At 33.7% G+C, this 23,184-nt stretch carries 18 protein-coding genes; 1 reads left to right on the plus strand and 17 read right to left on the minus strand.

Annotated elements, in window-relative coordinates; all coding sequences use genetic code 11:
- Nucleotide 1 precedes the first annotated feature (1 nt).
- Nucleotides 2-547 (plus strand): hypothetical protein, encoded by a 546-nt coding sequence (locus V4D31_RS01380; protein ID WP_353686459.1) that lies wholly within the window; start codon nt 2-4, stop codon nt 545-547.
- Here V4D31_RS01380 and V4D31_RS01385 read toward each other — a convergent pair.
- The 17 genes from V4D31_RS01385 to V4D31_RS01465 all read right to left on the minus strand — a co-directional run bounded on the left by V4D31_RS01385 (nt 521) and on the right by V4D31_RS01465 (nt 22,965).
- The gene (locus V4D31_RS01385; protein ID WP_353686460.1) at nt 521-1,972 is read right to left on the minus strand and encodes a DegQ family serine endoprotease; all 1,452 of its coding nucleotides are present in this window, start codon (nt 1,970-1,972) and stop codon (nt 521-523) included. The genes V4D31_RS01380 and V4D31_RS01385 overlap by 27 nt on opposite strands.
- A gap of 12 nt (nt 1,973-1,984) precedes the next feature.
- Entirely contained in the window at nt 1,985-2,629 is a 645-nt protein-coding gene (fsa, locus tag V4D31_RS01390; RefSeq protein WP_353686461.1) for a fructose-6-phosphate aldolase, read from the minus strand.
- On the minus strand, nt 2,626-3,399 hold the full coding sequence (locus tag V4D31_RS01395) for a YkgJ family cysteine cluster protein (protein ID WP_353686462.1): 774 nt from the start codon (nt 3,397-3,399) through the stop codon (nt 2,626-2,628). Before V4D31_RS01395 ends, fsa begins: the two co-directional genes overlap by 4 nt.
- Nucleotides 3,383-4,519 (minus strand): (Fe-S)-binding protein, encoded by a 1,137-nt coding sequence (locus V4D31_RS01400; RefSeq protein ID WP_353686463.1) that lies wholly within the window; start codon nt 4,517-4,519, stop codon nt 3,383-3,385. The genes V4D31_RS01395 and V4D31_RS01400 overlap by 17 nt, the downstream gene beginning before the upstream one ends.
- Nucleotides 4,520-4,521: 2 nt before the next feature.
- Nucleotides 4,522-6,024, minus strand: coding sequence for an Rne/Rng family ribonuclease (locus tag V4D31_RS01405; protein ID WP_353686464.1), 1,503 nt, complete (start codon nt 6,022-6,024; stop codon nt 4,522-4,524).
- Nucleotides 6,021-8,429 carry a TIGR03960 family B12-binding radical SAM protein gene (locus tag V4D31_RS01410; RefSeq protein ID WP_353686465.1) on the minus strand — a complete coding sequence of 803 codons (2,409 nt, stop codon included), beginning with the start codon at nt 8,427-8,429 and terminating at the stop codon, nt 6,021-6,023. The genes V4D31_RS01405 and V4D31_RS01410 overlap by 4 nt, the downstream gene beginning before the upstream one ends.
- Nucleotides 8,429-11,524, minus strand: coding sequence for an EAL domain-containing protein (locus tag V4D31_RS01415; protein WP_353686466.1), 3,096 nt, complete (start codon nt 11,522-11,524; stop codon nt 8,429-8,431). Before V4D31_RS01415 ends, V4D31_RS01410 begins: the two co-directional genes overlap by 1 nt.
- A gap of 46 nt (nt 11,525-11,570) precedes the next feature.
- The gene (locus V4D31_RS01420) at nt 11,571-12,446 is read right to left on the minus strand and encodes a methyl-accepting chemotaxis protein (RefSeq protein ID WP_353686467.1); all 876 of its coding nucleotides are present in this window, start codon (nt 12,444-12,446) and stop codon (nt 11,571-11,573) included.
- Nucleotides 12,447-12,457: 11 nt separating this feature from the next.
- Nucleotides 12,458-13,246 (minus strand): MBL fold metallo-hydrolase, encoded by a 789-nt coding sequence (locus V4D31_RS01425; RefSeq protein WP_353686468.1) that lies wholly within the window; start codon nt 13,244-13,246, stop codon nt 12,458-12,460.
- Nucleotides 13,247-13,383: 137 nt separating this feature from the next.
- A complete protein-coding gene (locus V4D31_RS01430) occupies nt 13,384-16,032 on the minus strand; it encodes a cytochrome C (RefSeq protein ID WP_353686469.1) in 2,649 nt (882 codons plus the stop codon).
- Entirely contained in the window at nt 16,029-17,093 is a 1,065-nt protein-coding gene (locus V4D31_RS01435) for a hypothetical protein (RefSeq protein WP_353686470.1), read from the minus strand. Before V4D31_RS01435 ends, V4D31_RS01430 begins: the two co-directional genes overlap by 4 nt.
- 39 nt (nt 17,094-17,132) lie before the next feature.
- Nucleotides 17,133-17,858, minus strand: coding sequence for an RNA methyltransferase (locus V4D31_RS01440; RefSeq protein ID WP_353686471.1), 726 nt, complete (start codon nt 17,856-17,858; stop codon nt 17,133-17,135).
- A complete protein-coding gene (gene xseB / locus V4D31_RS01445; RefSeq protein WP_353686472.1) occupies nt 17,859-18,080 on the minus strand; it encodes an exodeoxyribonuclease VII small subunit in 222 nt (73 codons plus the stop codon).
- Nucleotides 18,058-19,524, minus strand: coding sequence for an exodeoxyribonuclease VII large subunit (xseA, locus tag V4D31_RS01450; protein WP_353686473.1), 1,467 nt, complete (start codon nt 19,522-19,524; stop codon nt 18,058-18,060). Before xseA ends, xseB begins: the two co-directional genes overlap by 23 nt.
- Nucleotides 19,517-20,245: a pyridoxine 5'-phosphate synthase gene (locus tag V4D31_RS01455; RefSeq protein ID WP_353686474.1), complete on the minus strand. Its 729-nt coding sequence runs from the start codon at nt 20,243-20,245 to the stop codon at nt 19,517-19,519. Before V4D31_RS01455 ends, xseA begins: the two co-directional genes overlap by 8 nt.
- A gap of 178 nt (nt 20,246-20,423) precedes the next feature.
- Entirely contained in the window at nt 20,424-21,494 is a 1,071-nt protein-coding gene (locus V4D31_RS01460) for a glycosyltransferase family 4 protein (protein WP_353686475.1), read from the minus strand.
- A complete protein-coding gene (locus tag V4D31_RS01465) occupies nt 21,448-22,965 on the minus strand; it encodes a glycosyltransferase family 2 protein (protein ID WP_353686476.1) in 1,518 nt (505 codons plus the stop codon). Before V4D31_RS01465 ends, V4D31_RS01460 begins: the two co-directional genes overlap by 47 nt.
- Nucleotides 22,966-23,184: the final 219 nt, after the last annotated feature.

Here is a 23,184-nt window from a genome sequence, read left to right on the forward strand (position 1 = left end):
AATGGAAAAAATTACTCTAATTAACAAAGTAGAACTTTTATGGGATAACATTGATGAGCTAAGAAAGCTTGTTGAAAGGATAGATTCAATTTTTAAAAATTTCCCTGAAGTTTTTAAAGAAACGATGTTACTGGCAACACAGGTAAAAGAACTAATCATAAAAATTGATCCCTTTGTTGATATTTATTCTAAGAAAGTTTGCGCCACATGCAGTAATATCTGCTGTTTAAACAAAAACAGTCGCTATGAATATGACGATTTAATTTATGTTTTAGCATTAAGAGAAAAATTTCCTCTGCCTCCGAGAAATCTTAAAGAAAAACAACCATGTTATCTTCTTACAAAAAAGGGATGTAAAATTCCACGATATCTTCGTCCTCTTAGATGTAATTGGTATTTCTGTAAAGATCTCTTAGAAGAAATGCAGACTGCACATGCCCGTGTTTTCAGAGAATTTTCAAACACTTTTAATAAAATGCTTTATTTAAGGCAGCAGATGCTTAACTCTTTCTTCCAATTACTATCCAATCTTAAGAGTGACATATAAGACTCTACCGTTTCTGTAAAACCATACAACAGCTTCATTTTTGATATTTTTTGCTATTTTTGAAAAGTCTTTTACATTGTTAATTTTTTCATTATTAATTTCTATAATCACATCTCCTTGTGAAAGTATTCCTTCAGCAGGGCAGCCTGGCTCAATTGATACTACAACAACTCCTTTAATTTTTTTAGGAATGTTTAATTCATTTCTTATTTTGTCTGTTAGATTATCAACATGAATACCTGCCAGAACATTGTCTGTCTGAGAAAGCTGCTTTTCGCTGGGAAGTTCACCTATGGTAGCAGTTATTGTATAATGTTTTCCATTTCTTATTATCTCCATCTGAACTGTTTTTCCAGGAGGACTACTTACTACCATGTTTCTGAGATGAGCAGAATCCTCTACTTCTTTACCATCAAAGCTGATGATAATGTCCTTTCTCATAAGTCCTGCTTTTTCAGCAGGGCTGCCTTCATCAACATCTGTAACAACAGCGCCTTTTAGTTCTTTCAATTTTGCCATTTTTGCCATTTCGGGATCTATATCTTGAACAGTTACACCAAGCCATCCACGAATTACTTTCTTATACTTGATAAGACTTTCCATTACAGTCTTTGCCATGTTGCTTGGAATTGCAAAACCAATTCCCTGATATCCTCCTGTTGTGCTAAATATCGCTGTATTTATTCCAACAAGTTCTCCACGAACATTCACAAGAGGACCACCTGAATTTCCTGGATTAATTGCTGCATCTGTCTGAATAAAGTCTTCATAATCAGAGATTCCTACATTTGCTCTACCAGTAGCACTAACAATACCACTTGTTACAGTAAGGCTTAATCCATAGGGATTTCCAATTGCTATTACTGTTTCTCCAACCTTTAGTTTGTCCGAATCACCCAATTTAATTGGATGTAATCCTTCTGCTTTTATTTTTATCACTGCAATATCAGTTTTTGCATCATAACCAATTACAGTTCCATCATAAACCCTTTTGTCATAAAGCTTTACTTTAATCTCATCAGCACCTTTAATTACATGATAGTTTGTGAGAATATATCCTGAAGAATCAACAATCACTCCTGAACCAAGTGATGTTTGCGTATATTCTCTTTGTTTGAAAAATTCTCCAAATTCCTCATCAAAAAATCTTCTGAAAAAAGGATCACTGAAAGGAAAAGGAATTCCTGGTCTTTTAATCTTTTTTGTAGTGTAAATGTTTACTACTGACGGTCTTACAGCCTGAATAACCTCTGCCATGGCATTGCTTATTTTTGACAAAATTTCTTGAGACTCCTTAGAAATCTTATAATCCTCTGAAAATCCCTTGTTCTGAATATCAAATTTTGAAGCAATTATAAGCCCTACTGTAATACCTATAACAAGAAAAATGATACCTGAAAGAAGAATTTTTTTACTTTTTATCATCTTCTTCCTCCTTTATTTTTTAATTTTTTCCCAATCTTTAAGAAATCTTTCAATGCCAATATCTGTTAAAGGATGCTTGATTAACTGTTTGATTACTGAATAAGGGATTGTTGCAATGTGTGCACCAATTCTTGCTGCTTCAAGCACATGCAAAGGATTTCGAATACTTGCCACAATTACTTGAGTTTCAAAATCATAGTTTTCAAAAATAATCTGGATGTCTCTTACAAGTTCTATTCCAAAGTGGCTTATGTCATCAAGTCTTCCAACAAAGGGACTTACATATGTAGCACCTGCCTTTGCAGCTAAAAGAGCCTGTAGTGGAGAAAAAACAAGAGTTACATTGGTTTTTATCCCTTCCTGAGAAAGTTTCTTAACTGCCTTCAATCCATCCTCAGTCATTGGAATTTTAACAACAATATTTGGATGAATTTTACTTAACTGATAAGCCTCTTTCACCATATCATCAAAATTAAGAGATACTGCTTCAGCGCTCACAGGACCATCTACTATCTGGCATATTTCTTTAAGAAGAGACAGTGGTTGTTGCTTTTCCTTTGCAATAAGCGAAGGATTTGTTGTCACTCCATCAATAACTCCAGCTTCCCATGCTTTCTTAATCTCTTCAACATTCGCTGTGTCAATAAAGAATTTCATTGTTCAGCCTCCTTCATAACTTTAATCAGAAAGTTTTCTCCTTCTTTCTCTATTAAAACTCCATAAAGAGGAGCAATTTCCATCAAAGACCTACCAAAAAGCAAAGGCAGAACATCATCCTGAATCTCCAGTTTTTTCTTTGCCCAATCCCTTATTGTAGAGTCAAATAAAATCATCTCAACAATTTTTTCAAAAATTTCTTCTTTGCCAGAGACAAATTCTTCCACAATATCATTGAATTTATAAAGAGAGCATTTTTCTTCGTGTTTATTTATAGCCTCTTTAACAATGTCAATACTGCCGAAAAGGTCATTTCTTGTTAGTCTTCTTTCCTCAAGACCTGTAATTGTAATGTTTTGACTCCAGCATTCAAATTCTCTGCATACAGTGGGTCTCATCTCATAGATTGTGCAACCTACTTCAGGGTCATAAAAAAGACATGTAGAGCTTGCAAAGATAGGACGGAGTTTTATCAATTCCATTGACGAATAATAGGTATCACCATCAATAAAAGAGCGAATTTTTTCACCCTCTCTTATTGTATAAATGTCCTTTTCAGATATAACACCCTTTTTCAATAGGATGATATCTTCTTTAAGAATTACTGGAGTATCCCTTTTACAACACTCTCCACATCGCTGGCATTCTGTTTTCATAGAAAACTTCATTTTCTTCGGCTTTCCATCTGGATCATAACCCTGAACAACTGATTCCTTTTCAGGTTTATAAACTGTTCCGTCAGGTAAGATTATTTCAAATGACTTTTCCATTTTTTTCTCCTTTCAGCAAAATTTTTTTAATTACCTCTACATAGTGAAGTATTTTTTTATCTTTCATAGCTGATTTTAACTGAATTATGCAATTTGGACAAGAGCTTATTATCATATCTGCTTTTTCATATTCTAAAACTTTTTTCTTAAGAATATCCATAGATTGTTTTTCAAATAAAAAAGAAAAGATTCCTCCAAAACCGCAGCATCCTGTTTTTTTGCTGGCATCAATTCCAAATTTTTTTAGCAATTTCAATATGTTATCAGCATCTTTAACATAGTTAAAAGTATGGCAGGAAACATGGAAAAACACATGACCATTGCTGTCTCCTTTGAACTCCTCCAGAGTGTTTTCAAATAAATCTGCAAGTCTCAATACATTGAGCCCCTGTCCGATAATTTCTTTATACACATCTTCAATAAAATGAGCACAGGTTGGGCATGGAGTAACTACACCATCAATATTGAAGGATTTATAAATTTCCACATTTTTTTTGGCGAGCTTTACTGCTTCTTTTTTAAATCCTGCAGCAAGCAGTGGTGCTGCACAGCAGTGCTGTTTTGGCACAATAACTTCATAGTTCAACCAGTTTAAAATATAAATTAAAGATTCAGTGATTGAAGGCATCAAATAATTTGATGAGCATCCTGAAAAAATTGCTATTCTTCCTTTGGGTTTTAATCTGCTGTAAACCTGAAGAAAGTTGGCTTGCCGTTTAATATTCGGTGAGGGAAATCTGTTGAAGTATGGTAGATTTTTGATGTTTAAAGAGTTTTTAATATGATTTAAAATGGAAAAAATTGAGAAAAATATCTCTGGATAAAAAGAGAAATACTTGAACAGGTATTGAAAAACCCCTTTTTTCATTTTTGTTCTTGTTTCATAAATGAGAGTTGTTACATCTATATTTAAAGGACAGCAGCTTTCGCAACTTCCACAAAGAAGACAGCTAAAAATTCTATTTTTAAAGGATTTCTCACAGGTTATTTCGTTCTCCTGCAGAGCTTTAATAAGCCTCAGCCTTCCTCTTGGACAGAAGGATTCATTAAGAAAAATCTGATAACTGGGGCATGTTTCTTTACATTTTCCACATTTATTGCATTCTGCAAGTAGATTCATTCTTATGGCATGTTTTTATGAATTGAGTAATTTTCCTGATGTAGCATCATATCTTTTTTAATTGTAATTCTTATTTTTTTTGTATTTTCAATTTCTTCTATTGAGTCTCTTTCTTCATCAGTAAGCAAATCTGCAACTGAGGAATTGGCAACTACTGTAAGCTCTGTTCCTTGAGGAACTGTCATGAATCTTAGCTTCCTTAAGATTTCATAGGCTACAGTTTTTATGCTTTTTACTCTTCCTTTGCCCTCACAATAAGGACAGCTGTCACATAATATGTGTTCAAGGCTTTCTCTTGTTCTCTTACGGGTCATTTGAACTATTCCTAATTCTGTAATGTTGTAAATTGTTGTTTTTGCTCTGTCTTTTTTCATCGCCTCTGTCATGGCATTTATGATTTTTTGTTTGTTTTCCTCCTTTTCCATGTCTATAAAGTCAATTAATATAATTCCACCGAGATTTCTCAGCCTTATCTGATAGGCAATTTCTTTGACTGCTTCAAGATTTGTTCTGAGAATTGTGTCTTCAAGATTCTCCTTGCCAACATACTTACCAGTGTTTACATCTATAACAGTCATTGCTTCTGTCTGATCAATAACAATGTATCCTCCAGATTTAAGCCATATCTTACGATGAAGTGCTCTTTCAAGGTCAACCTCTATGCCGAAGGCATCAAATATTGGTTCTTCTCCTTCATATAGTTCAATCTTATCGGCAAGTCTTGGAAAATAAACCTGAGCAAATTCCTTAAGCCTTTGCCATTCAATATAATTGTCAATAATCATACGATCTACATCCTGAGTCATAAAATCTCTCAGACTTCTCAGGACAAGGTCAAACTCACTGTGAATAAGAGATGGAGCATGAGCTTTATCTTTTTTCTTCTGAATGTTATCCCATAGGAGAAAAAGAAAATCAATATCCTTCTGAATCTCCTCTTGTGTTGCATCTTCACTAACTGTTCTCATAATTAAACCAAATCCTGGTGGTTTGATTTTACTGGCAAGCTCTTTCAGTTGCTTTCTTTTTTCTTCATTTTCTATTTTTCTTGATACACCAATGTGTTCCACCCCTGGCATAAGAACAACATATCTACCAGGAAGTGTAATTCTTGATGTAACCCTTGCTCCTTTTGTTCCCATTGGATCTTTTGCAACCTGAACAAGTATTTCCTGTCCTTCCTGGACAAGCTCTTCTATAGAAGCATCTTTGAAATCAATTTTTGGGAGGATATCTGTTCCCTCATCTGCTTCCAGAAAGGGATAAACCTCTTTAATTCCACCCCTTATGTCATCAACATAAAGAAATGCTGCCTTATCAAGTCCTATATCAACAAAGCAAGCTTGCATACCTTTTAAAACCTTAACAACCCTGCCTTTATAAATATTTCCTACATAGCTTGAATCTCCTTTTCTTTCAATATAAAACTCAACAACCTGCCCACCTTCTAAGAGAGCAACTCTGCATTCCTGTTTTGTTACATTTATTAAAAGTTCATTACTCAAGGTTCTACTTCTCCTTGCTGGGCATACATAGCTACTCTTTTGATTTTCAAGTCATGTAGCTTTTTACCAAAGATAACCTCTACAATTTTAGAAATTCTTGCTTTATGAACACTGTCTTTTACTATTATACATGCTTGATTACCATTTATTTGAATTTCTTCTAAAAAATCCTTGAGATAAAGCATTTTTTCATCTCTTTTTATGGTCATAAGGCTTATGGCATTATTGTCAAGCATAAATTCTTCTTCCAGTTCAACAATATACTTATATCGCTGAATAAAAGAATTAAGGGAAGGACTTTCATGAGGAATTTTTTTTGTTTCAATAATTTTTAAGCCTTCAGGCAAAATGTGATTTAATCTTTCAATGTCCTGATGATTAAGCTCACCGTAAATCTTCAAATCAAAATACTCTCTTTCACTTTCAATTCCCACAGGTAAAGAAGGACCAAAAGAAATCTCTGGTTTTGGATGAAACCCCTTTGAAACTACAAATGGTATATCTGCCATTCTTAATGCTCTTGTAATGAGATTGTTTAATTCAAGCTGAGAAAGATATTTCATCACTCCTGTTTTTTTATGGCAAAATCTTATTCTGGCTTCTTGACTTCTTAAATCATTTAATTCATTTTTTATCATGACAAGCTGAGGCTTTGCATCCTTGATATGGTTCGGAATAATCGATTGGCATCTCAATCCGCATGCTTCACATTTATCAGTGCATTCTTTTGAGCATTCACGGTTCATAGCCTTTTTAAATTCAGTTTTAAGAAAATCTTTTTTTACTCCTGTATCAATAAAATCCCATGGCAGAGGTTCATCCAGAGAAAGCTGTCTATTTGCATAGTTAAATAAATCAATTCCTGTTTCATCCATAGCTTTGAACCATCTATTAAACTCGAATAAATCAGACCATGCACTAAGTGTTTCTCCATTAAGCCATACTCTTAATAAAAGTTCTGATAATTTTTCATCTCCTCTTGATAAAGCAGCTTCAAGAAGGCTCATCTCTGGATTATGTCCTTTATAGTGAATTTTACTTTTTTTAAAGGCTTCTCTTAAAAAATTAAGTTTCTCAACCATTTCATTAAAATTAATCTGTCCAAGCCACTGAAATGGAGTGTGGGGTTTAGGAACAAAGGGAGAGACAGTAACATTTATTTCAACAAATTTTTTAGTGTATTTTTTCGCAATTTTTATTATTTTTCTTGAAAAATTAGCAATTTCTTCTATATCTTCTGCTGTCTCTGTTGGCAGTCCTATCATAAAATAAAGCTTTATACTCTGCCAGCCTTCCTCAAACAAAACGCTGCAAGCTCTTTCAATATCTTCATCTGAAATATTTTTATTAATAACATTGCGAAGCCTCTCTGTGGCTGCTTCAGGTGCGATTGTAAATCCTGTTTTTCTTGCTGATTTTATTGCCTGAAGAAGTTGTTTTGTTACTCTGTCAGCTCTTATTGAAGGAAGAGAAACAGCAACTGCCTTTTCTGCAAAATATTGATTTAAAGCTTTAACAAGTTCAACTAAATAGGGATAATGGCCTATGCTAAAGGAAAGTAAAGAAAGCTCTTCATAACCAGTGTTTTTTATTAGATTTTTTGCAATTTCAAATACCTTCCCTGGGCTTCTAAATCTTAAAGGTCTGTAAATAAAACCTGCTTGACAGAATCTGCATCCTGAAGGACATCCACGGGATACTTCTACGGAGACTCTATCATGAACAATCTTTGCATAAGGAACCACAGGAGCCTGTGGGAAAGGAGCATTTTCCAAATCATTTATAAATCTTCTTTTAACAGTTTTTTTACCAGCATAAGGAACATAAAATCCTTCAATTTCTGAGATTGCCCTAAGAAGAGATTCCTTTGATGAATTGGATTTTTTCCATTCTTTGTATGTTTCAACAAGTTCCTTAACTGCCTCTTCTGCTTCTCCAATAAAAAAAGCATCAATAAAATCAGATACTGGCAGGGGATTAACAGTAGAGGGACCTCCAGCAATTACAAGAGGATGCTTACCAATCATTCTGTCCTGCCATTTTAGAGGGATACCGCCAAGCTCAAGCATGTTTAAAACTGCAGTATAGGAAAGTTCATATTGAAGGGAAAATCCTGCAATATCAAATTCATTGAGTGGAGTTTTTGTTTCAAGACTAAGTAGGGGAATTTTATGCTTTTTCATGTGCTCAGACATATCAATCCAGGGAGAGAATACTCTTTCAGCATAAACATAGGGGATACTGTTTAAGATATAATAAAGAATTTTCAAACCAAGATGAGACATTCCAATTTCATACACATCAGGAAAACATAGAGCAAATCTTATGAATTCTCCCTTTTTGTAAACAGCATTTATTTCGTGATTTATATATCTTGTAGGTTTTTCAAAATAGACAAGATTCATTATTTTATTATGTCACTTTCCACTGCTTTTTCTGAAAGTGGTTTTGAGAGGAAAAATCCTTGAAGCATGTCACAGCCAAGAACTCTCAAAATATCAAGATGTTGTTTATCTTCAACTCCTTCGGCAAGGGTTATATAGTCAAGTCTTTTTGCAAGCTCTATTATTGTTTGAACAATTGCAAAGGATTTTTTATCTTTAAGCATATCTCTTACAAAGGCAATATCAATTTTAATAATGTCTACAGCTAAGTCCTTAAGATAAACAAGGGAAGAGTATCCTGTGCCAAAATCATCAATTGCAATCTTCGGTGGATTTTTCAATTTCTTAATCATTGAAATTAATTCTATTGTCCTTTCAGGATTTTCAATAAATATTCTTTCTGTAATTTCTACTGTAATTTTATCTCTTATATTTTCATCAATCCAGGATAACTTTTTAATAAAATCAGGTTCATTAAAGGTTTTTCCTGAAATGTTTATGGAAATATTAATGTTCCATTTTTTTATTTTTTCCGTGACTTCTTTAATTAACCAATCTTCAAATTTGCTGAGATATTGACTGTTTTCTATATAGTCCATGAAAAAACCAGGATAATAAATTTTATCTCCCTGCACAATTCTAACTAAAGCTTCAAATCCTGCAACTTCTAAAGTATCAGTATGATAATAAGGTTGATAATAAAGAACAAACAGATCTTGCTCAAAGGCTTTCTTAACCAGATTAATCACATTCCATTGAGTTTCTATTTCTTTTTCTATCCCGGGGTCAAAAAACTTTATTATTCCTGGACCTTCCTTTTTAGCCTTTGTTAATGTTATGTCAGCTTTCTCATAAAGTGTCTTAAAGGTTTCTCCATCCTTAGGAAACAAAGCTAATCCAGCATTGATATAAAATAAAATGGATTTACTATCTATTTGAAAACTTAAGTCATTCAACTCGAATAGCCTGGAGTAGGTTTTGGATAACTCATATGAACCCTCTAAAGTTAAATATATGCCAAAGGTATCTGCACTGATTCTCGCTATGGCATCTGTTTCCTTAAAGGTTTCCTTTAATTTTTGGCTTAGAAATTTTAATAACCCATCTCCACCTGAAATCCCAAGAGTTTTGTTTATAGAAGTCATATTAAACACATCAATCAAAATAAGCACCCCTATGATTCCTCTATCTTTCGTTTCTTTTAATTTTAAGGGAACTTGAGCAGCAAAGCCATTCAAATTTAAAAGCCCTGTAAGTGCATCGTAGTTTTGTAAAATATTTATTCTTTCAGAAAGCATTATTTGTTCTGTAATGTCTTTTGCTACAGCAACAAATCTTAAAATATTTCCTGGAAGGCTGACAGGAACTATTTTCAGGTCAGCATGGAAAATTTCACCATTTTTCTTTCTATTTGGAGTTATGGCATTAAATATTTTTCCTGAAAGAATAGTATTCCACATCTGTTTATAAAATTCGGGTGGATTGAGCCCTGATTTAAATATTCTTGGATTTTTTCCAAGAAGTTCTTCCTTTGTGTATCCACTTATTTTTTCTACAGCTTCATTTACATAGATAATATCTCCCTTTTCATCAGTAACCAGTATCCATGTATCAGAATGTTTAAGTGCTTCTGCAATAATCATATTCTGTCTTATTCTTTCCACCCTTTCAACAGCAAAGGATAGATCTCTTTGGATTTCCCTAAGTAAATCAATAATTGATTCGTTGAAATAATCTGGAAATTCAGAGTATATGCTTAATATAGCCACAACCCTGTCGTGTTTCAGAATCGGTATTAAACATGAAGAAAGAATTCCTCTTTTTAAAAGCTCAGCTCTCAGAGGATTGTCTTCACCGTTTATTCTTAAATCAGGATTAACAATAACATTTTTTTCATTCAAAGCTTTTTCACATATATATTCAGTTTTTTCAAAAAATTCTATAATACCCTGATCCTCGCCAAAATGAAATTTTGGAATTCTTCTGCAAGACTCATCACAAATACCTATCCATACAAGTTTAAACTTAAAATTATCTACCAGGGCTTTACATATTCCACTGAAGATTTCTTCTTCTGTTAAGGAGGTTGTTATTGTTTTGTTTATTTGTTTTAAAATTTCCTTTATATTTTCCGCACATTTTTGCCTGGATATATCATAAAACAATATAAAATTTGAACATCTGCCTCTAAAAAGAATCGTTGATGCTAAACACTGAACTGGTATTATCTTACCATCCTTTCTTATAAAAGAAATCTCATAAATTGCTGAAAATTTTTCACCTCTGAGTCTTTTTTCCATATTTTCAATTACTTTTTCTCTGTCCTTACTGTAAACCAGATCTGTACAGCTCATTTCCAATATCTCATCTTCTCTATAACCAAGAATATTTAATGCGTATTCATTGATAAAGACGATTTTTTCTTGATAGACAATAATGCCAATTATAGGAGAAGACTTTAATGCCTCAACAATATCATTGTTAGCCCACTCTTCAAGTAATAGATCTAATTGACTGTATAGACTTTTAATATGTTCAATCTCGTCCTCTGAAGCTTTTTCAATATCTTCAATGTTAAGCAAAGCATCCTTATATTTTTCTAATGAAGGATGAATAAAAATAAAATGAGGACATGGGAAACAGAAGTCCTCTGAAATTTTTATATTTTTTCCATTCTTCAACTCTTCCAATGTCTTTGTATATATGAACCCAATATCTGCAGCAGAGCTTTGCACAAGTTCAAGTATTTCATCGTAATTTCTGGTAAAAATTAGCTGAAAATTTTTGTAAACTTTTTTATGAAATAAAAGAGGAAGAAAAGAAAATTTTCTGTTTATCAAAGCCACATTTATTATTTCTTTTTGAGGATAATAGGAAGAGGAAATAATGCTACAAATAGAATGGTTCTCGTTTTTTAATTTGCCAAGAAGGATGTATCCTTTCTGGATAAGTTTTATTGTAGAATCAGGATTCGCATAGACAAAATGATAATCAAATTCTTGAAGTTTTTTTTCCTCTTCTATAAAGTCTTCAAAAGTAACAATATTTATTTGTCTCTCTAAAATTGAAGATATGTAAGAGATTATGCTTTTCCATTCTTCAATATCTTTTTCCAAACAGTGAGGACAAAAGGCAAAATTTAAAATTTTCGGCAACATAAAATTAAAACTTCGTTAATTTAGAGATTTCATCATTAACTTTCACAACAGTAGCGAAAACTTTATATGTTTCATTGAGCATAGATGCAGTATTTGTGATTCTCTTTGAAACATCGGTTAAAACCTGACTTTGCTCTTCTATTGCTGTTGATAAAGTATTTACTGCATCACCAACTGTGTCTGACATATCCTTTGTTTTTTCAAAAGACGCTCTTATTGTTCTCATTTCCTCTTCTACTTCTCTGAAAAGGTATTTGATTTTTTCTACCTCTTTGACTGCAGTTATTACTCTTTCACTAAGATTCCCAAGTATTTTACTAATGTCTTTTGTTAAAGTATCTGTTTTCTGAGCAAGTTTTCTTATTTCATCTGCTACCACTGCAAAGCCTCTTCCAGCCTCTCCAACTCTTGCTGCTTCAATTGAGGCATTGAGGGCAAGAAGATTTGTCTGCTCAGCTACATCTGAAATAGAAGTAACAATGTTGCCAATGTTTTTTGTTGCTTCTCCAAGTTCTTTTATGTTTGTGACAACTTCAATTATCTTTTCATTGTGGGATTCAATATCCTTGACTCTTTTTTCAAGTTCTTCATCCATTGCTTCATTTTGCTTAACAAGTGTCTGAACTTCTTCATTTATAGAGGCTACACTTTGTGACATGTCCCTTATGGTGGTATCAATTTCTTCCATAGCAGTGGCAATTGAGGAGACTTCATCCTTTATTCTTGAGAAATTGGAATCAATCAATCCCATTGTATTTGAAATTGTTGAGCCAACAATATTTGATTTTATAATACCTGAGGATAAAGTTCTAATAAGTGAAAGATTGGTATCAATGTCTTTTTTTGTAAGATTTGTATTTTTCTTTTTTCTTAAAAACATTTTATTCCTCCTTATCTGTAAAACTCCTCAGCTATATCAACTCCGCATTTTAAATTACTAAGCCAGTTAAAAAATTTCTGAATGTGTTCTTTCTTGTAAATTATTGCTCCATGCTGTGGCGCTATTCTTTCAATATTGAGTTTATTTATTTTTTCAAGATATTTTCTTATCACACTGTTTGATGCAAGATATCTCCGATGAAATCCCTCCATGAGCTTTAAATGACTGTCAAAGTCTTCAACATATGGATATCTCTGTCCTTTTGGGAATATCGCTGCTCCAAGATCTCCTGTAAATAAAGTTTTTGAACGGGGATCATAAACATGAAAATTGGCTACAGAGTGTAAGAAATGAGCAGGAATTATCTCAAGATAATCGCCTGAAGGAAGTTGAATACTTCCCCCGCCTTCCTCCAATGGGACAATTCTTGTCATATCAAATATCCCATAATGAGGAAGAAACCTAACCCACCACTTAGAAATATAAACTTTAGCAGATGTTACGCTGAGCCATAATGCCACACCAGAGGAGACATCAGGGTCCTGATGGGAAAAGAAAAGATGTTGAATTCTTTCAAGGTCAACATACCTTGATACATTTGCAACAACTCTTGGAAAAACATGAACACCACCCGGGTCAAGAATTACACCTACATTTTTATTTTCAATAAGATACTGATTTACCTGAACTAATCCTTCTTCTTCATTTTCTTCCCAGCCAAGCCAGATAAATTTATGGATTCCATCATCGTAAATAATATCTCCTCTTACAATGTCGACTTCTTTGTTTAATGCTGGCATATTTGCTCCTCCTTTAATAATTTTTTAGACAGAGCAAAATTGAAAAAAAATTTAGCTCTATATTTATAATGCAGTATACCCCTCGCTAATGCTCGGGATTACAGAAAAATGCTATCTTATTTTATCAAAATTATCACCTACTGTAAAGCTTTTTTATTTCTGAAAGCTCTCAGCATATTTGCATGGTGAGGAGAGCCCTGCATTTTCACCTTATGGCATACCTCGCACTTCATCTCTGATGAGATTGGAAGAGGCGTTCCCTGATATTGCATGGGCTGAATATTGTCTCTATTTTTTCCAAACTCATTGAATGCAGGATAAATTGCATGGGGAGAGCTGTGACAGGCTATGCAGGGAATTTTTTCAGTGTTTTCTTTTCTGTTTCTGTAAAGACCTGCAGTGTCGGTTGTCCATTTATTGAATGCTCTAACATTATTAGCAGGTTTCTGAAATCCCACATGACAACTAAGGCAATCAGGCTCCTGTATCCAGGGCGCTCTTGGTTTTATCTCTGAGATTGGTGTTTCAGGCTTTAGATTTCTAAGAAGAAGCTGAGCAGTTGTTGTACCTTCCTGAGACAATAAAACTGCAGAAGCATGCTCATCAAGTCTTCCATGACACCTGGTGCAACCAATTCCGATCTTTGCATGGATGTCTCTGTTACATCTTGTGTTACCTTTTGCATCATTGGGATGGCATAAGTTACAGGCTCTTTCATCTTTCCATGGTATATAGTTGGCATGCCATCCATGCATGGAGGCTGAAAAACTGTTGTGCCTCTTTATTCCCTTTGATTTAACAATAAAATCCTCATGACATTTCTGACACATAACAGGCTTTCCTTTAAGAGCATTTTCAAGAAGCTTTGTCCCATTATTTCTGTCATGAACTCTCAGGATGTTCTTAGCAGTATTATCAGATATACCTGAAATGCCATTCCATCTTGGAGCACCACTGTGACACTCAAAGCATCTGAGTTCCGTTGAAACAGGAGCAACAAATTTTGTGGTCTGTAAAATCCTGCCTGTAGATTTATGTATTGCCTTTGCTTTAAAAACTGGATAAGGATTAAATTTTCCGTCATCTCTATAAGGTAAGACAGGAATCCCCTCAGCCGAGAATATATTTCTTTCCTTATCATAATCAAATACTCCACTAAGACCTTTACCGGTAACTCCTGTATTTTCAGCCAGTTTTTTGCCTTTCAAAGACTCAGAATACTTCCAGAACTCACTATGTCTGGATGGATTCTCATATCCTTTCTGGACTTCATAATGAATTTCTATGTTTTCTGAGACAATTTCTGGCTTTAAACCTCTTTTTATAAGCACTGCCTGGAAGGAACTTCCCGGATATAGGAATGAAAACCATTTGTCTGAATCAGTTATGCATTTCTCACCGAGCGTGCTCCAAGCAAGAAGGACATATTCATCCTTCTGGGAATTGAAGGATGGAATGGAGACTTCCTCCTGTATTGGTTTAAAATCTGTCTTTTTGTTTTCTCTTTTGTCATGAAGGCTTGCTATAAACTCTGCAAGAGCCTCCATCTCCTTTTCCGTTCCAATAAACTTGGGCATGTAATCGCGAACTTTACCCTGACCATAAATCTGAGATAGTATTCCAAGCTTTGTAAGTCCCTTTGTTTTTTCAACAATATCATTTTTAACCCCTCTGATTGTGTGGCAGCTTAAACATTGAAGATTAAATAGTTCTTTACCTGCAAGGAGTTTGTTTTTTTCTGTCACTTCTTTAATAGGACTCCATTTTGCATATTTGAGAAATCCTTCTTTATTAAGCCTTTCCTCATCTGTAACCAAGACAGAAGGTGAATACATGTATCCATAAATAACATATGGCTTTCTTGCATACTCTCTTATATATTCAAAACCACCAATCCATGCGAGACCAATTAAAACAAGTATAAACACTGCAATCTGCTGAAGCTTTCTTGAAGTTTTCATTATGAAAATGAGTGTTAGAAGATAAATCAGAACTGACGAGACTATAAAGACATTGACTGCGTTGGCGGTCTGTCTATTAAGCCAGAAATTGGTCAATCTTGCATTTTCTGGAATTGCATAAAAATACCAGAATCCTGAAATTATCAGGAAGGCAAGAGGCATATAAAGCCATTTTGCACAATATCTTAGAAGTTTATCTCTAAAATCACTCTGGGGCATAGATACTGCTGTAATAAATCCGAAAAGACCTGCGAACATAATGCATACTGCAGTTCTGAAAACAACACCTGGAAGATTTGTGGGATTGAAAAATCCATCCCAGAAGTTATAACTTCGGAGCCACTCTCCAGGAGTGAGCATAAAAGTTATAATTCCATTAATTATGAAAAGACTTAACCACGCTGCAGCTGCGTAAATAAAAGCAATTCTCAGGCGATTTTTATCAGAAAGTGTTTCGAATTTGTAGTGATAAATAAGCAATGAGACGATTTCAACGAGGAAGAAAACCCACTCAATTGCCCAGGCAAATACAAAAGTATGAATTAGCACAGAAGTTGCCCAGGGACTTGAAAGAGCAATAATAAACCATATTCCAACACCTGTTACTCCACCAAAAACCATTGTAAGAAGCAGGAAAAACCAGATATGTTTACGTACATACTGTCTAAGTTCGTAATTTTTTTCCCGTACACTTTTTAAATCTGTAAGCCATAAAAATATTCCACCGCCTACTGCAAAATGTGCGACAAAGACGTGAAGAACAGCAATTACTGCAATTAAAGTTCCTGAATTGAGATAATATAATTGCCAAACAGGATAATTCATTTTTTTGCCTCTTTGAAAAAGGCAAGTTTAAGCATGTAAATAATAACTCCAACGCCTGCAAATAAAATCAGAAGAAAGATAACAAAAACATCCCACTGAGGATTAATCTTTAGCTCAGAAATCTTGAAATAATCACCAAGCTGAAAAATCCTTAGGTTGTAGCGATTTATAATCATAGCAAGAATAGTAAGAGTAAGAAAAACCAGGGTAAAGTTCAACTTTTCTTTAAATCCTGAAATCATTGCAGCTGTAGCAAAGACTATTCCTGAGATAAACACTAAAGTGGCTAAAAAATCACCACCCATAAATTGAAGCATGACTTTTTTTGGAAGAGTTAAAAGGAATAAAATTCCAATAAACATTTGAACCACTGTGGCATAACTGAATATTTTCAATCCTTCTTTAATTTTCATACTTTGTATTTTTTTATCCGTACTTTTTGTAAGTTTATTATAAACAGCATAAAAAATACCTCCCACAGCTAAAGAAGCAACAATAAAGTGGAAATATCTTGGATATATGGTTATTTCTTTCCACAGTAGAATTGTTCCGTCTCTTTTTTCAAAGTATTGAGGCCATTTTTGAGGCTCTTCCATGAGTGTGAGATTGTTAACCAGAATAAAGGCAATGTAAAGCAGTATAAAAATCACAATTAAAAGAGACAGGTTTGCCAAAGTAGAGGCTTCAACTTTCCTGTAGTAGAAATAGGATGCATAGTAGGCAACTATAAGCGATGGAATAATCAATATCCAGAAAGTTCCAAGAAGCACAGAACTGGTGTAGAAAAAATGCCCAAAAACAACCTGAATGAACAAAAGAGCAGGGATAGCCATATTTATCGCAATAGCAAAAAGAATGGGAATTTTTTGTGCAATTAGTTTTTTTATCTCCAGAGTTTCACCTGTAGCAGATAAATTTTTATAAATGATTATTAAACTCAATCCAATAATAGAATTTACAAGCACGATATGAATCATGAAAAAAAACTGTTCAAACAGAATCAAAATCTGCGCAGGCGCAGGAATGCTTTCAGTATATGGAATCAGATTTTTAATCTCCATTTTCTGGAAATTATATCAAATAATTTGATAGAATTCAACTTAATCTTTAAGTTTTTCCTCTATATGGGTGCAGATTCCATGAAGAAGTCTCAACTCCCAGAATGTAAGAGCTGTTCTTCCAAAAAGATGCCTGAAATTGTTGATTATTCTTTTTTCAAGATCAGGATTATCAGGTATATAACCGATTTTTTTTAAAACACTAAAAAATCTTTCATAAAATTTATTTAACTCCTGCTGGTCAACATAAAACTGACGTTGCATATGAAAATCTTTTATTTCTTCGCATCGCATAAGCTCATAAGCAACAATCAATACTGCTTGAGCAAGATTTAAAGATGGCTGAAGCTCTGATGTAGGAATTGTCATGAGATATCCGCACTTTTCAACTTCTTTATTAAAAAGTCCTTTATCTTCCCGTCCAAACAGTATGGCAACTCTGTTGTCCTGAGATATTTCATAAATTCTTTTTACTCCATCTCTTACATCCAGAATTGCACCTCTTTTTGAGCCTCTTCTGCGAGTTGTTCCAACTACGACTGCTTTGTCTTTGAGAGCATTGTCAAGTTCTTTATAAACTTCAGCTTTTTCAAGAATATCTTTGCTTGCCCATGCCATCCAGTAAGCTTCATCTGTTAGGGGTGCAGGATTTATAAGGATAAGATTTTTGAAACCCATGTTTTTTATTGCTCTTGCAGAAGAGCCAATGTTTCCTGATTCCTTTGGCTCAACTAAGACAAAATAGATATTTTCTTTCCATGAAGTCATTTAAAAGGGTTCGCTCTCTGTAGAATCTGGCTGTTCAAGCTCAATTAGGGTTTTATGAAGTTCTTCCTCTGCAGTTTTTAATTTGCCCTTGCAAAAACGAATAAGCTCTGTTGCTCTTTTTACTTTTTCAACAAGCACATCAACATCAACTTCCTGTGATTCTATAAACTTAAGAATTTCTTCAATCTCTTTCATTGCCTTAGAATAACTTAAGTTCTCCATTGTTTTCCTCCTTATTGGTTACAGTTGCTGAAATCTTTCCTTTGTAAAGCTGAATCTGAATATTAGCCCTGAGAGGGACTTCCCCGGAATTCTTCAAAACTTTTCCATTTAAATAAGTAATACTGTAGCCTCTTTTTAAGATATTTTCAGGGCTAAGAAGACGAAGTTTCTCATTAACTCTTTCTATTTGAATATTTTTCAATGAAAGCGTGTTTTTCAGCTTTGTAAAAAGGCTGTCTTTGTAAGAGCTTATTCTGAAATTCTGTTTCGCCATGTTTTCGTTAATTTTCATTTTTACTTTATTGTTAATGTTTGTGAGCTCCACTTCCTGCGCTGTCAGTATTAGATTTGTTTTTTTATAAAGCTGCTGTTTAACTTTGAAAAGAAATTCTCTTTCACTGTGAACCCTTTTTAAAACATTATTATGCACTTCACTTACGATTAGATTCATTTTCTGTAAAATTTTTTCTCTTGAGTTTTTCACAGCTAGCTTGAATCTTTCCTCAATGCTTTGATTTTTTGAAATCTCAACACTTAGAAAATTCTCAGCTCTGTGAATAATTCTCTGTCTCAGAGTATCAAGCCTTGAGTCAAAATCAACTGCTCTGTCAAGTATGAATTTAGCAACCTCAGATGGAGTTTTAAAAGACATTGATGCAACACGGTCTGCTACAGTTTCATCTCTTGTATGACCTATTCCTGTAAATACAGGGACCGGCATTAAAGCCATTGTTTTTGCAAGTTCATAATCATTGAAAATTGCTAAATCAGCAACAGAGCCACCACCACGAATTAAAACTACAGCATCAAAATTCTTAGCTTCAAAAGCACATCTTTGAAATGCAGCCATTAAAGAGGCAACGGCAGAGTCTCCCTGAACAAAAGCATCAAAAAGTTTTGTATAAAACTTAAAGCCATATTTGTTTCCCTTTAAAATTTTTAAAAAGTCCTCATATCCAGCTGCAGATTCACTGGAGACAATTGCAATTCTCTGAATTATAACAGGGATCTCAATAAGCTTATTTCTGTCAATGAAGCCTTCTCGGGTAAGTCTTTCTATTGTTTCTTTCTTTTTTAAAGCCATTTCTCCGAGGCTGAAAGAGGGATCAATCTGATAAATACTTATTTTAAAACCATATTTTTCATGAAAAGTTGCTTTGCCAAGAAAAAGAATTTTTATTCCCTTCTGAAGCTCCATACCGGTTTTTAGATAAAAGTTATGAACAGTTTCTACATTTCTGCTCCATACTACAGCATCGCATTTTGCAACAATTTCATTGTCTTTTTTTTCAACAAGCTCAATCCAGTAATGCCCATTTTTATCAGAATCTATTTTTGCTATTTCAGCAACAATCCATTGATAATCAGAGATTTCTTGAATAAGTTCTTTAATCTCATTTAGATATTGTGAGAGTGTTTGATAGGTTACATCCACATTAAACATTCATACATGCCTCTTTAATAAGATTTTTCATCTCTCTGACAGCTTCTTCAATTCCAACCAGAACAGCCCTTGCAATTATGCTGTGGCCAATGTAAAGTCCTCTTAATCCTTTTATTGCAGCAACTGGTTTTACATTGTAGTAATTTAATCCATGCCCTGCATTTGTCTTAAGTCCAAGATTCAATGAATATGCAACTGCATCTTTAATTCTTTCAAGTTCTTTAAGCTGACTCTGTCGTCTTGTTTCAGAATAATATCCTGTATGAATCTCAACCATGTCTGCTCCGATTTCTTTTGAGCATTCAATAGAGGCTCTGTCAGGATTTATAAAAAGACTTACAGGAATTCCTCCATCTTTAATTTTTTTTATAGCTTCCTTAAGAGAATCTTTAAGTTCAATAACATTTAAGCCACCTTCTGTTGTAAGTTCCTGCCTTTTTTCTGGAACGAGGGTTACCATATCAGGTTTAACATTAAGAGCAATATTTATCATTTCTTCTGTGGCAGCCATCTCAAGATTAAGCTCGCATGGGACAACTTCTCTAAGAATTTTTAAATCCCTGTCCTGAATGTGTCTGCGGTCTTCTCTTAGATGAACTGTTATCCCATCAGCTCCGCCAAGTATTGCCAGTGTTGCAGCCATTGCAGGATCAGGCTCAAAGGTTTTTCGTGCTTGCCTAACAGTGGCAACATGATCAACATTTACTCCTAAGATAACCATAATTAAACCTCCGAAAAGAGTAATTGATTTGATTATATCAATTTTTTTGAAAAGTTGACAAAAACCTGGTTTGTCCTCAGATTGCCGATTGAACCCTTGAACATTTTAACAATCTTGAACAATTTTTTTGAACCCTTGAACAATTTTTAAAACTGATGAAGTCTGAACAGGAACTGGCTTACCATATTTTTTCTAATAAAGAAAAAGGTTTGTGAATCTGTAGAATTTTTTCATAAACTTTTAAGTATTCCTTTACCATTTTTTCTGCAGTGAAATTTTTTTCAACATGAAGCCTGCAATTTAGAGGATTTATATTTTTAATTTCTTCAATTTTTTTAACCATTCCATCAATCATGTTTTCAACTGAAACAATAAAGCCTGTAACTCCATCAATCACTATTTCAGGAACAGATGCTCTTCTTGGGGCAATAACAGGAGTTCCACAAGCCATTGCTTCAATCATTACAAGTCCAAAGGCTTCTTTCCATCTAACTGGTAAAATAAGAGCCAGAGCATTTTTTAAAAGCTCTGCCTTTTCGGAAAAAGTAAGTTCTCCAAATACTTTAATTTGCTTTCCATCCTGCTCAGAAAGAATTTTTTCTTTATAAAAGTCTTCAAATTCTTTTCTTATTTCACCTGCAAGAATAATTGGAATTCCACTTTTTTTACTTATTTCAATAGCTATGTCAGGACCTTTGTAAGGAGAAAAAGTTCCAAGAAACAGTAAATACTCTCCTTTTTTGTCTGAAAAGGGATATTTTTTTACATCTATTCCATGATAAACTGTTGCTATCCAATTAAGCTCTGGAGCAAGCTCTCTTTGAGCATTACTTATTGAGACATAAAATCTATCTTTAAAGGCTTCCCTGAGCACTGCAGGCTCTGGAGGTAAAGAGCTGTGAATTGTTGTTACCACAGGAGTTTTCACTAAAGGAGTAATGCTGAGAGGGATAAATCCATTATGATTATGAAGAATATCAAAATCATTACTCATTTTACCAACTATTTCTGTTTGTAAAATATCGTAGTCATAAAAATCCCATTTAAATTTTCCAAGTATGTCATAGAGATTTCTCTCTACAATTGGAACTAATTTACATGGAAGGTTTGAGTCTCCAGAGGCAAAAACAGTTACTTCATGCCCTTTTTCAGTCAATGCACAAGCAAGGTCATAAACCACAAGTTCTGTGCCTCCATATTTTTCAGGAGGCAGTTTTTTCCAAAGTGGTGAAATTAATCCAATTTTCATTTTTTTCACTCCTTGAGAGTTTGAAAAATCCATATAATTGCCATATTGCTGAAGAATAAATTAAACCATTGACAAAAGCTCCGGTAGCCAAAACAAATTGATTTTTTAAAATTCCCACACTGAAAGCTAATCCACTAAAAATTAATATTAAAATTTCTGACAAACCTTCTCTGAGATATCTAAATATTCCAAAATTTTCCTTAAATTTAGGGGTTCTCCAGAATTCTTTTTTAGGATAGATTAGACATTTTATCCATTCTGTTGCCATTGGCAAGGTTAAAGAAAGAAAAGAGATAAACGCATACAGACGTTCTTTCAACCCTACAGCTGTATTAACTGGCATTGCAAAAAACAAACCAAGAGCTCTGCTTGACAGGAATGCTAAATAGGGAACTACAAAAGCAAAACTGAAAGAAACAAACTCAAAACAACTTAAGAGCATAATCCAGAATGGTATAAATAGATTGTTAAACCATATTGTATTTTGAGCTAAATAACAAAGTTTTTGCATAAAATTAAGTCTACTGAAGATGAAAAATCTAAGATTTTTTATTATTGTCTGCATGTTTCCAAATACCCATCTTGCCCTTTGTTTTTTGTAGGCTGCATAGCTATATGGCATAAGTCCTTTACCTTTTGAATGGTCAATATAAACTGTTTTATAACCAAGCTCGTGAATTCTAATTCCAATTTCACTGTCCTCTGTTATAACCTCCTTAGAAAATCCTCCTATACTTTCAAGAACGCTTTTTCTTATAAGTCCCATTGTTCCCATAAAGGAAGCAGCATTGTACTCATTGCAAGTATTCATTACTGTGCTGAAAAAGTATCTGTAGGCATAATACATTCCTTTTGATACAGCAGTGTCATTCAAAAAATAATTCTGCGGAAGTTGAACAACTGCTATTTCAGGGTCTTTAAAGTATCCCACTGTTTTTTTAAGAAAATCCTTTTCTACTATATAATCAGAATCTACAACTGCGACTATTTCGGTTTTAGGTGAAGTTAAATTTAAGGCATAATTTAACACTCCTGCCTTAAATCCTTCAATTTGTGGAATGTAAAAAAATTTTACTTTTTCACCAAGACTTTGGCAAATTTTTTCAATACTCCTCACCTCTTTATCATAAGGAGTATTGTTTACTAAGGCATATACTTCGTAGTTTTCATAATCAAGCTCGCTTAAAGAAATTAATGCCGGTGTTACAACCTCTGCTGGTTCTTTACATATGGGAACAAAAATGGAAACAAAAGGTTTATAATCAGCAGGCAGTTCAATAAAATCTGTTTTCCTCAATCTGTGTTTTTTTGTTGTATCAAAAATAACAAGAAGCTCTAATGAAAAAAGACAGAGAGAAATACAATTTACAATTGCTTCAAAAAAATTTAAATGAAATATATAAAAAATGTATCCAGAAATGATTGAAAAATAAAGAAATTTGGAAGAAAAAGACCAGCCAGCATTCTTCATTAGCCACCTCCTAAGAAAAATCTTAGTAGCAGCTAATTATTAAGAATGCTACCAAATTATAACAAAAAAATTTTAAGTTTATCAACTTAAAAATTCTTCTTAAAACTGCCATTAGGAAATTATTGTCTTGAGCGAATTTAGAATTTTTTTGGGAAAAGTTCTTAACTAAGCGGAAGCGAAAGTAAGTTTCCTGTCGGCAATTTCAACTCCTTAAGGTAA

This window comes from Thermodesulfovibrio sp. 3462-1, from assembly GCF_040451425.1.
GTDB lineage: Bacteria > Nitrospirota > Thermodesulfovibrionia > Thermodesulfovibrionales > Thermodesulfovibrionaceae > Thermodesulfovibrio > Thermodesulfovibrio obliviosus.

Excerpts from the sequence above, each read along its gene's own strand:
- V4D31_RS01380 (WP_353686459.1), top strand. The coding sequence starts at position 2 with ATGGAAAAAATTACTCTAATTAACAAAGTAGAACTTTTATGGGATAAC.
- V4D31_RS01385 (WP_353686460.1), bottom strand. The coding sequence starts at position 1,972 with ATGATAAAAAGTAAAAAAATTCTTCTTTCAGGTATCATTTTTCTTGTT.
- fsa (WP_353686461.1), bottom strand. The coding sequence starts at position 2,629 with ATGAAATTCTTTATTGACACAGCGAATGTTGAAGAGATTAAGAAAGCA.
- V4D31_RS01395 (WP_353686462.1), bottom strand. The coding sequence starts at position 3,399 with ATGGAAAAGTCATTTGAAATAATCTTACCTGACGGAACAGTTTATAAA.
- V4D31_RS01400 (WP_353686463.1), bottom strand. The coding sequence starts at position 4,519 with ATGAATCTACTTGCAGAATGCAATAAATGTGGAAAATGTAAAGAAACA.
- V4D31_RS01410 (WP_353686465.1), bottom strand. The coding sequence starts at position 8,429 with ATGAATCTTGTCTATTTTGAAAAACCTACAAGATATATAAATCACGAA.
- V4D31_RS01420 (WP_353686467.1), bottom strand. The coding sequence starts at position 12,446 with ATGTTTTTAAGAAAAAAGAAAAATACAAATCTTACAAAAAAAGACATT.
- V4D31_RS01425 (WP_353686468.1), bottom strand. The coding sequence starts at position 13,246 with ATGCCAGCATTAAACAAAGAAGTCGACATTGTAAGAGGAGATATTATT.
- V4D31_RS01430 (WP_353686469.1), bottom strand. The coding sequence starts at position 16,032 with ATGAATTATCCTGTTTGGCAATTATATTATCTCAATTCAGGAACTTTA.
- V4D31_RS01435 (WP_353686470.1), bottom strand. The coding sequence starts at position 17,093 with ATGGAGATTAAAAATCTGATTCCATATACTGAAAGCATTCCTGCGCCT.
- V4D31_RS01440 (WP_353686471.1), bottom strand. The coding sequence starts at position 17,858 with ATGACTTCATGGAAAGAAAATATCTATTTTGTCTTAGTTGAGCCAAAG.
- xseB (WP_353686472.1), bottom strand. The coding sequence starts at position 18,080 with ATGGAGAACTTAAGTTATTCTAAGGCAATGAAAGAGATTGAAGAAATT.
- xseA (WP_353686473.1), bottom strand. The coding sequence starts at position 19,524 with ATGTTTAATGTGGATGTAACCTATCAAACACTCTCACAATATCTAAAT.
- V4D31_RS01455 (WP_353686474.1), bottom strand. The coding sequence starts at position 20,245 with ATGGTTATCTTAGGAGTAAATGTTGATCATGTTGCCACTGTTAGGCAA.
- V4D31_RS01460 (WP_353686475.1), bottom strand. The coding sequence starts at position 21,494 with ATGAAAATTGGATTAATTTCACCACTTTGGAAAAAACTGCCTCCTGAA.
- V4D31_RS01465 (WP_353686476.1), bottom strand. The coding sequence starts at position 22,965 with ATGAAGAATGCTGGCTGGTCTTTTTCTTCCAAATTTCTTTATTTTTCA.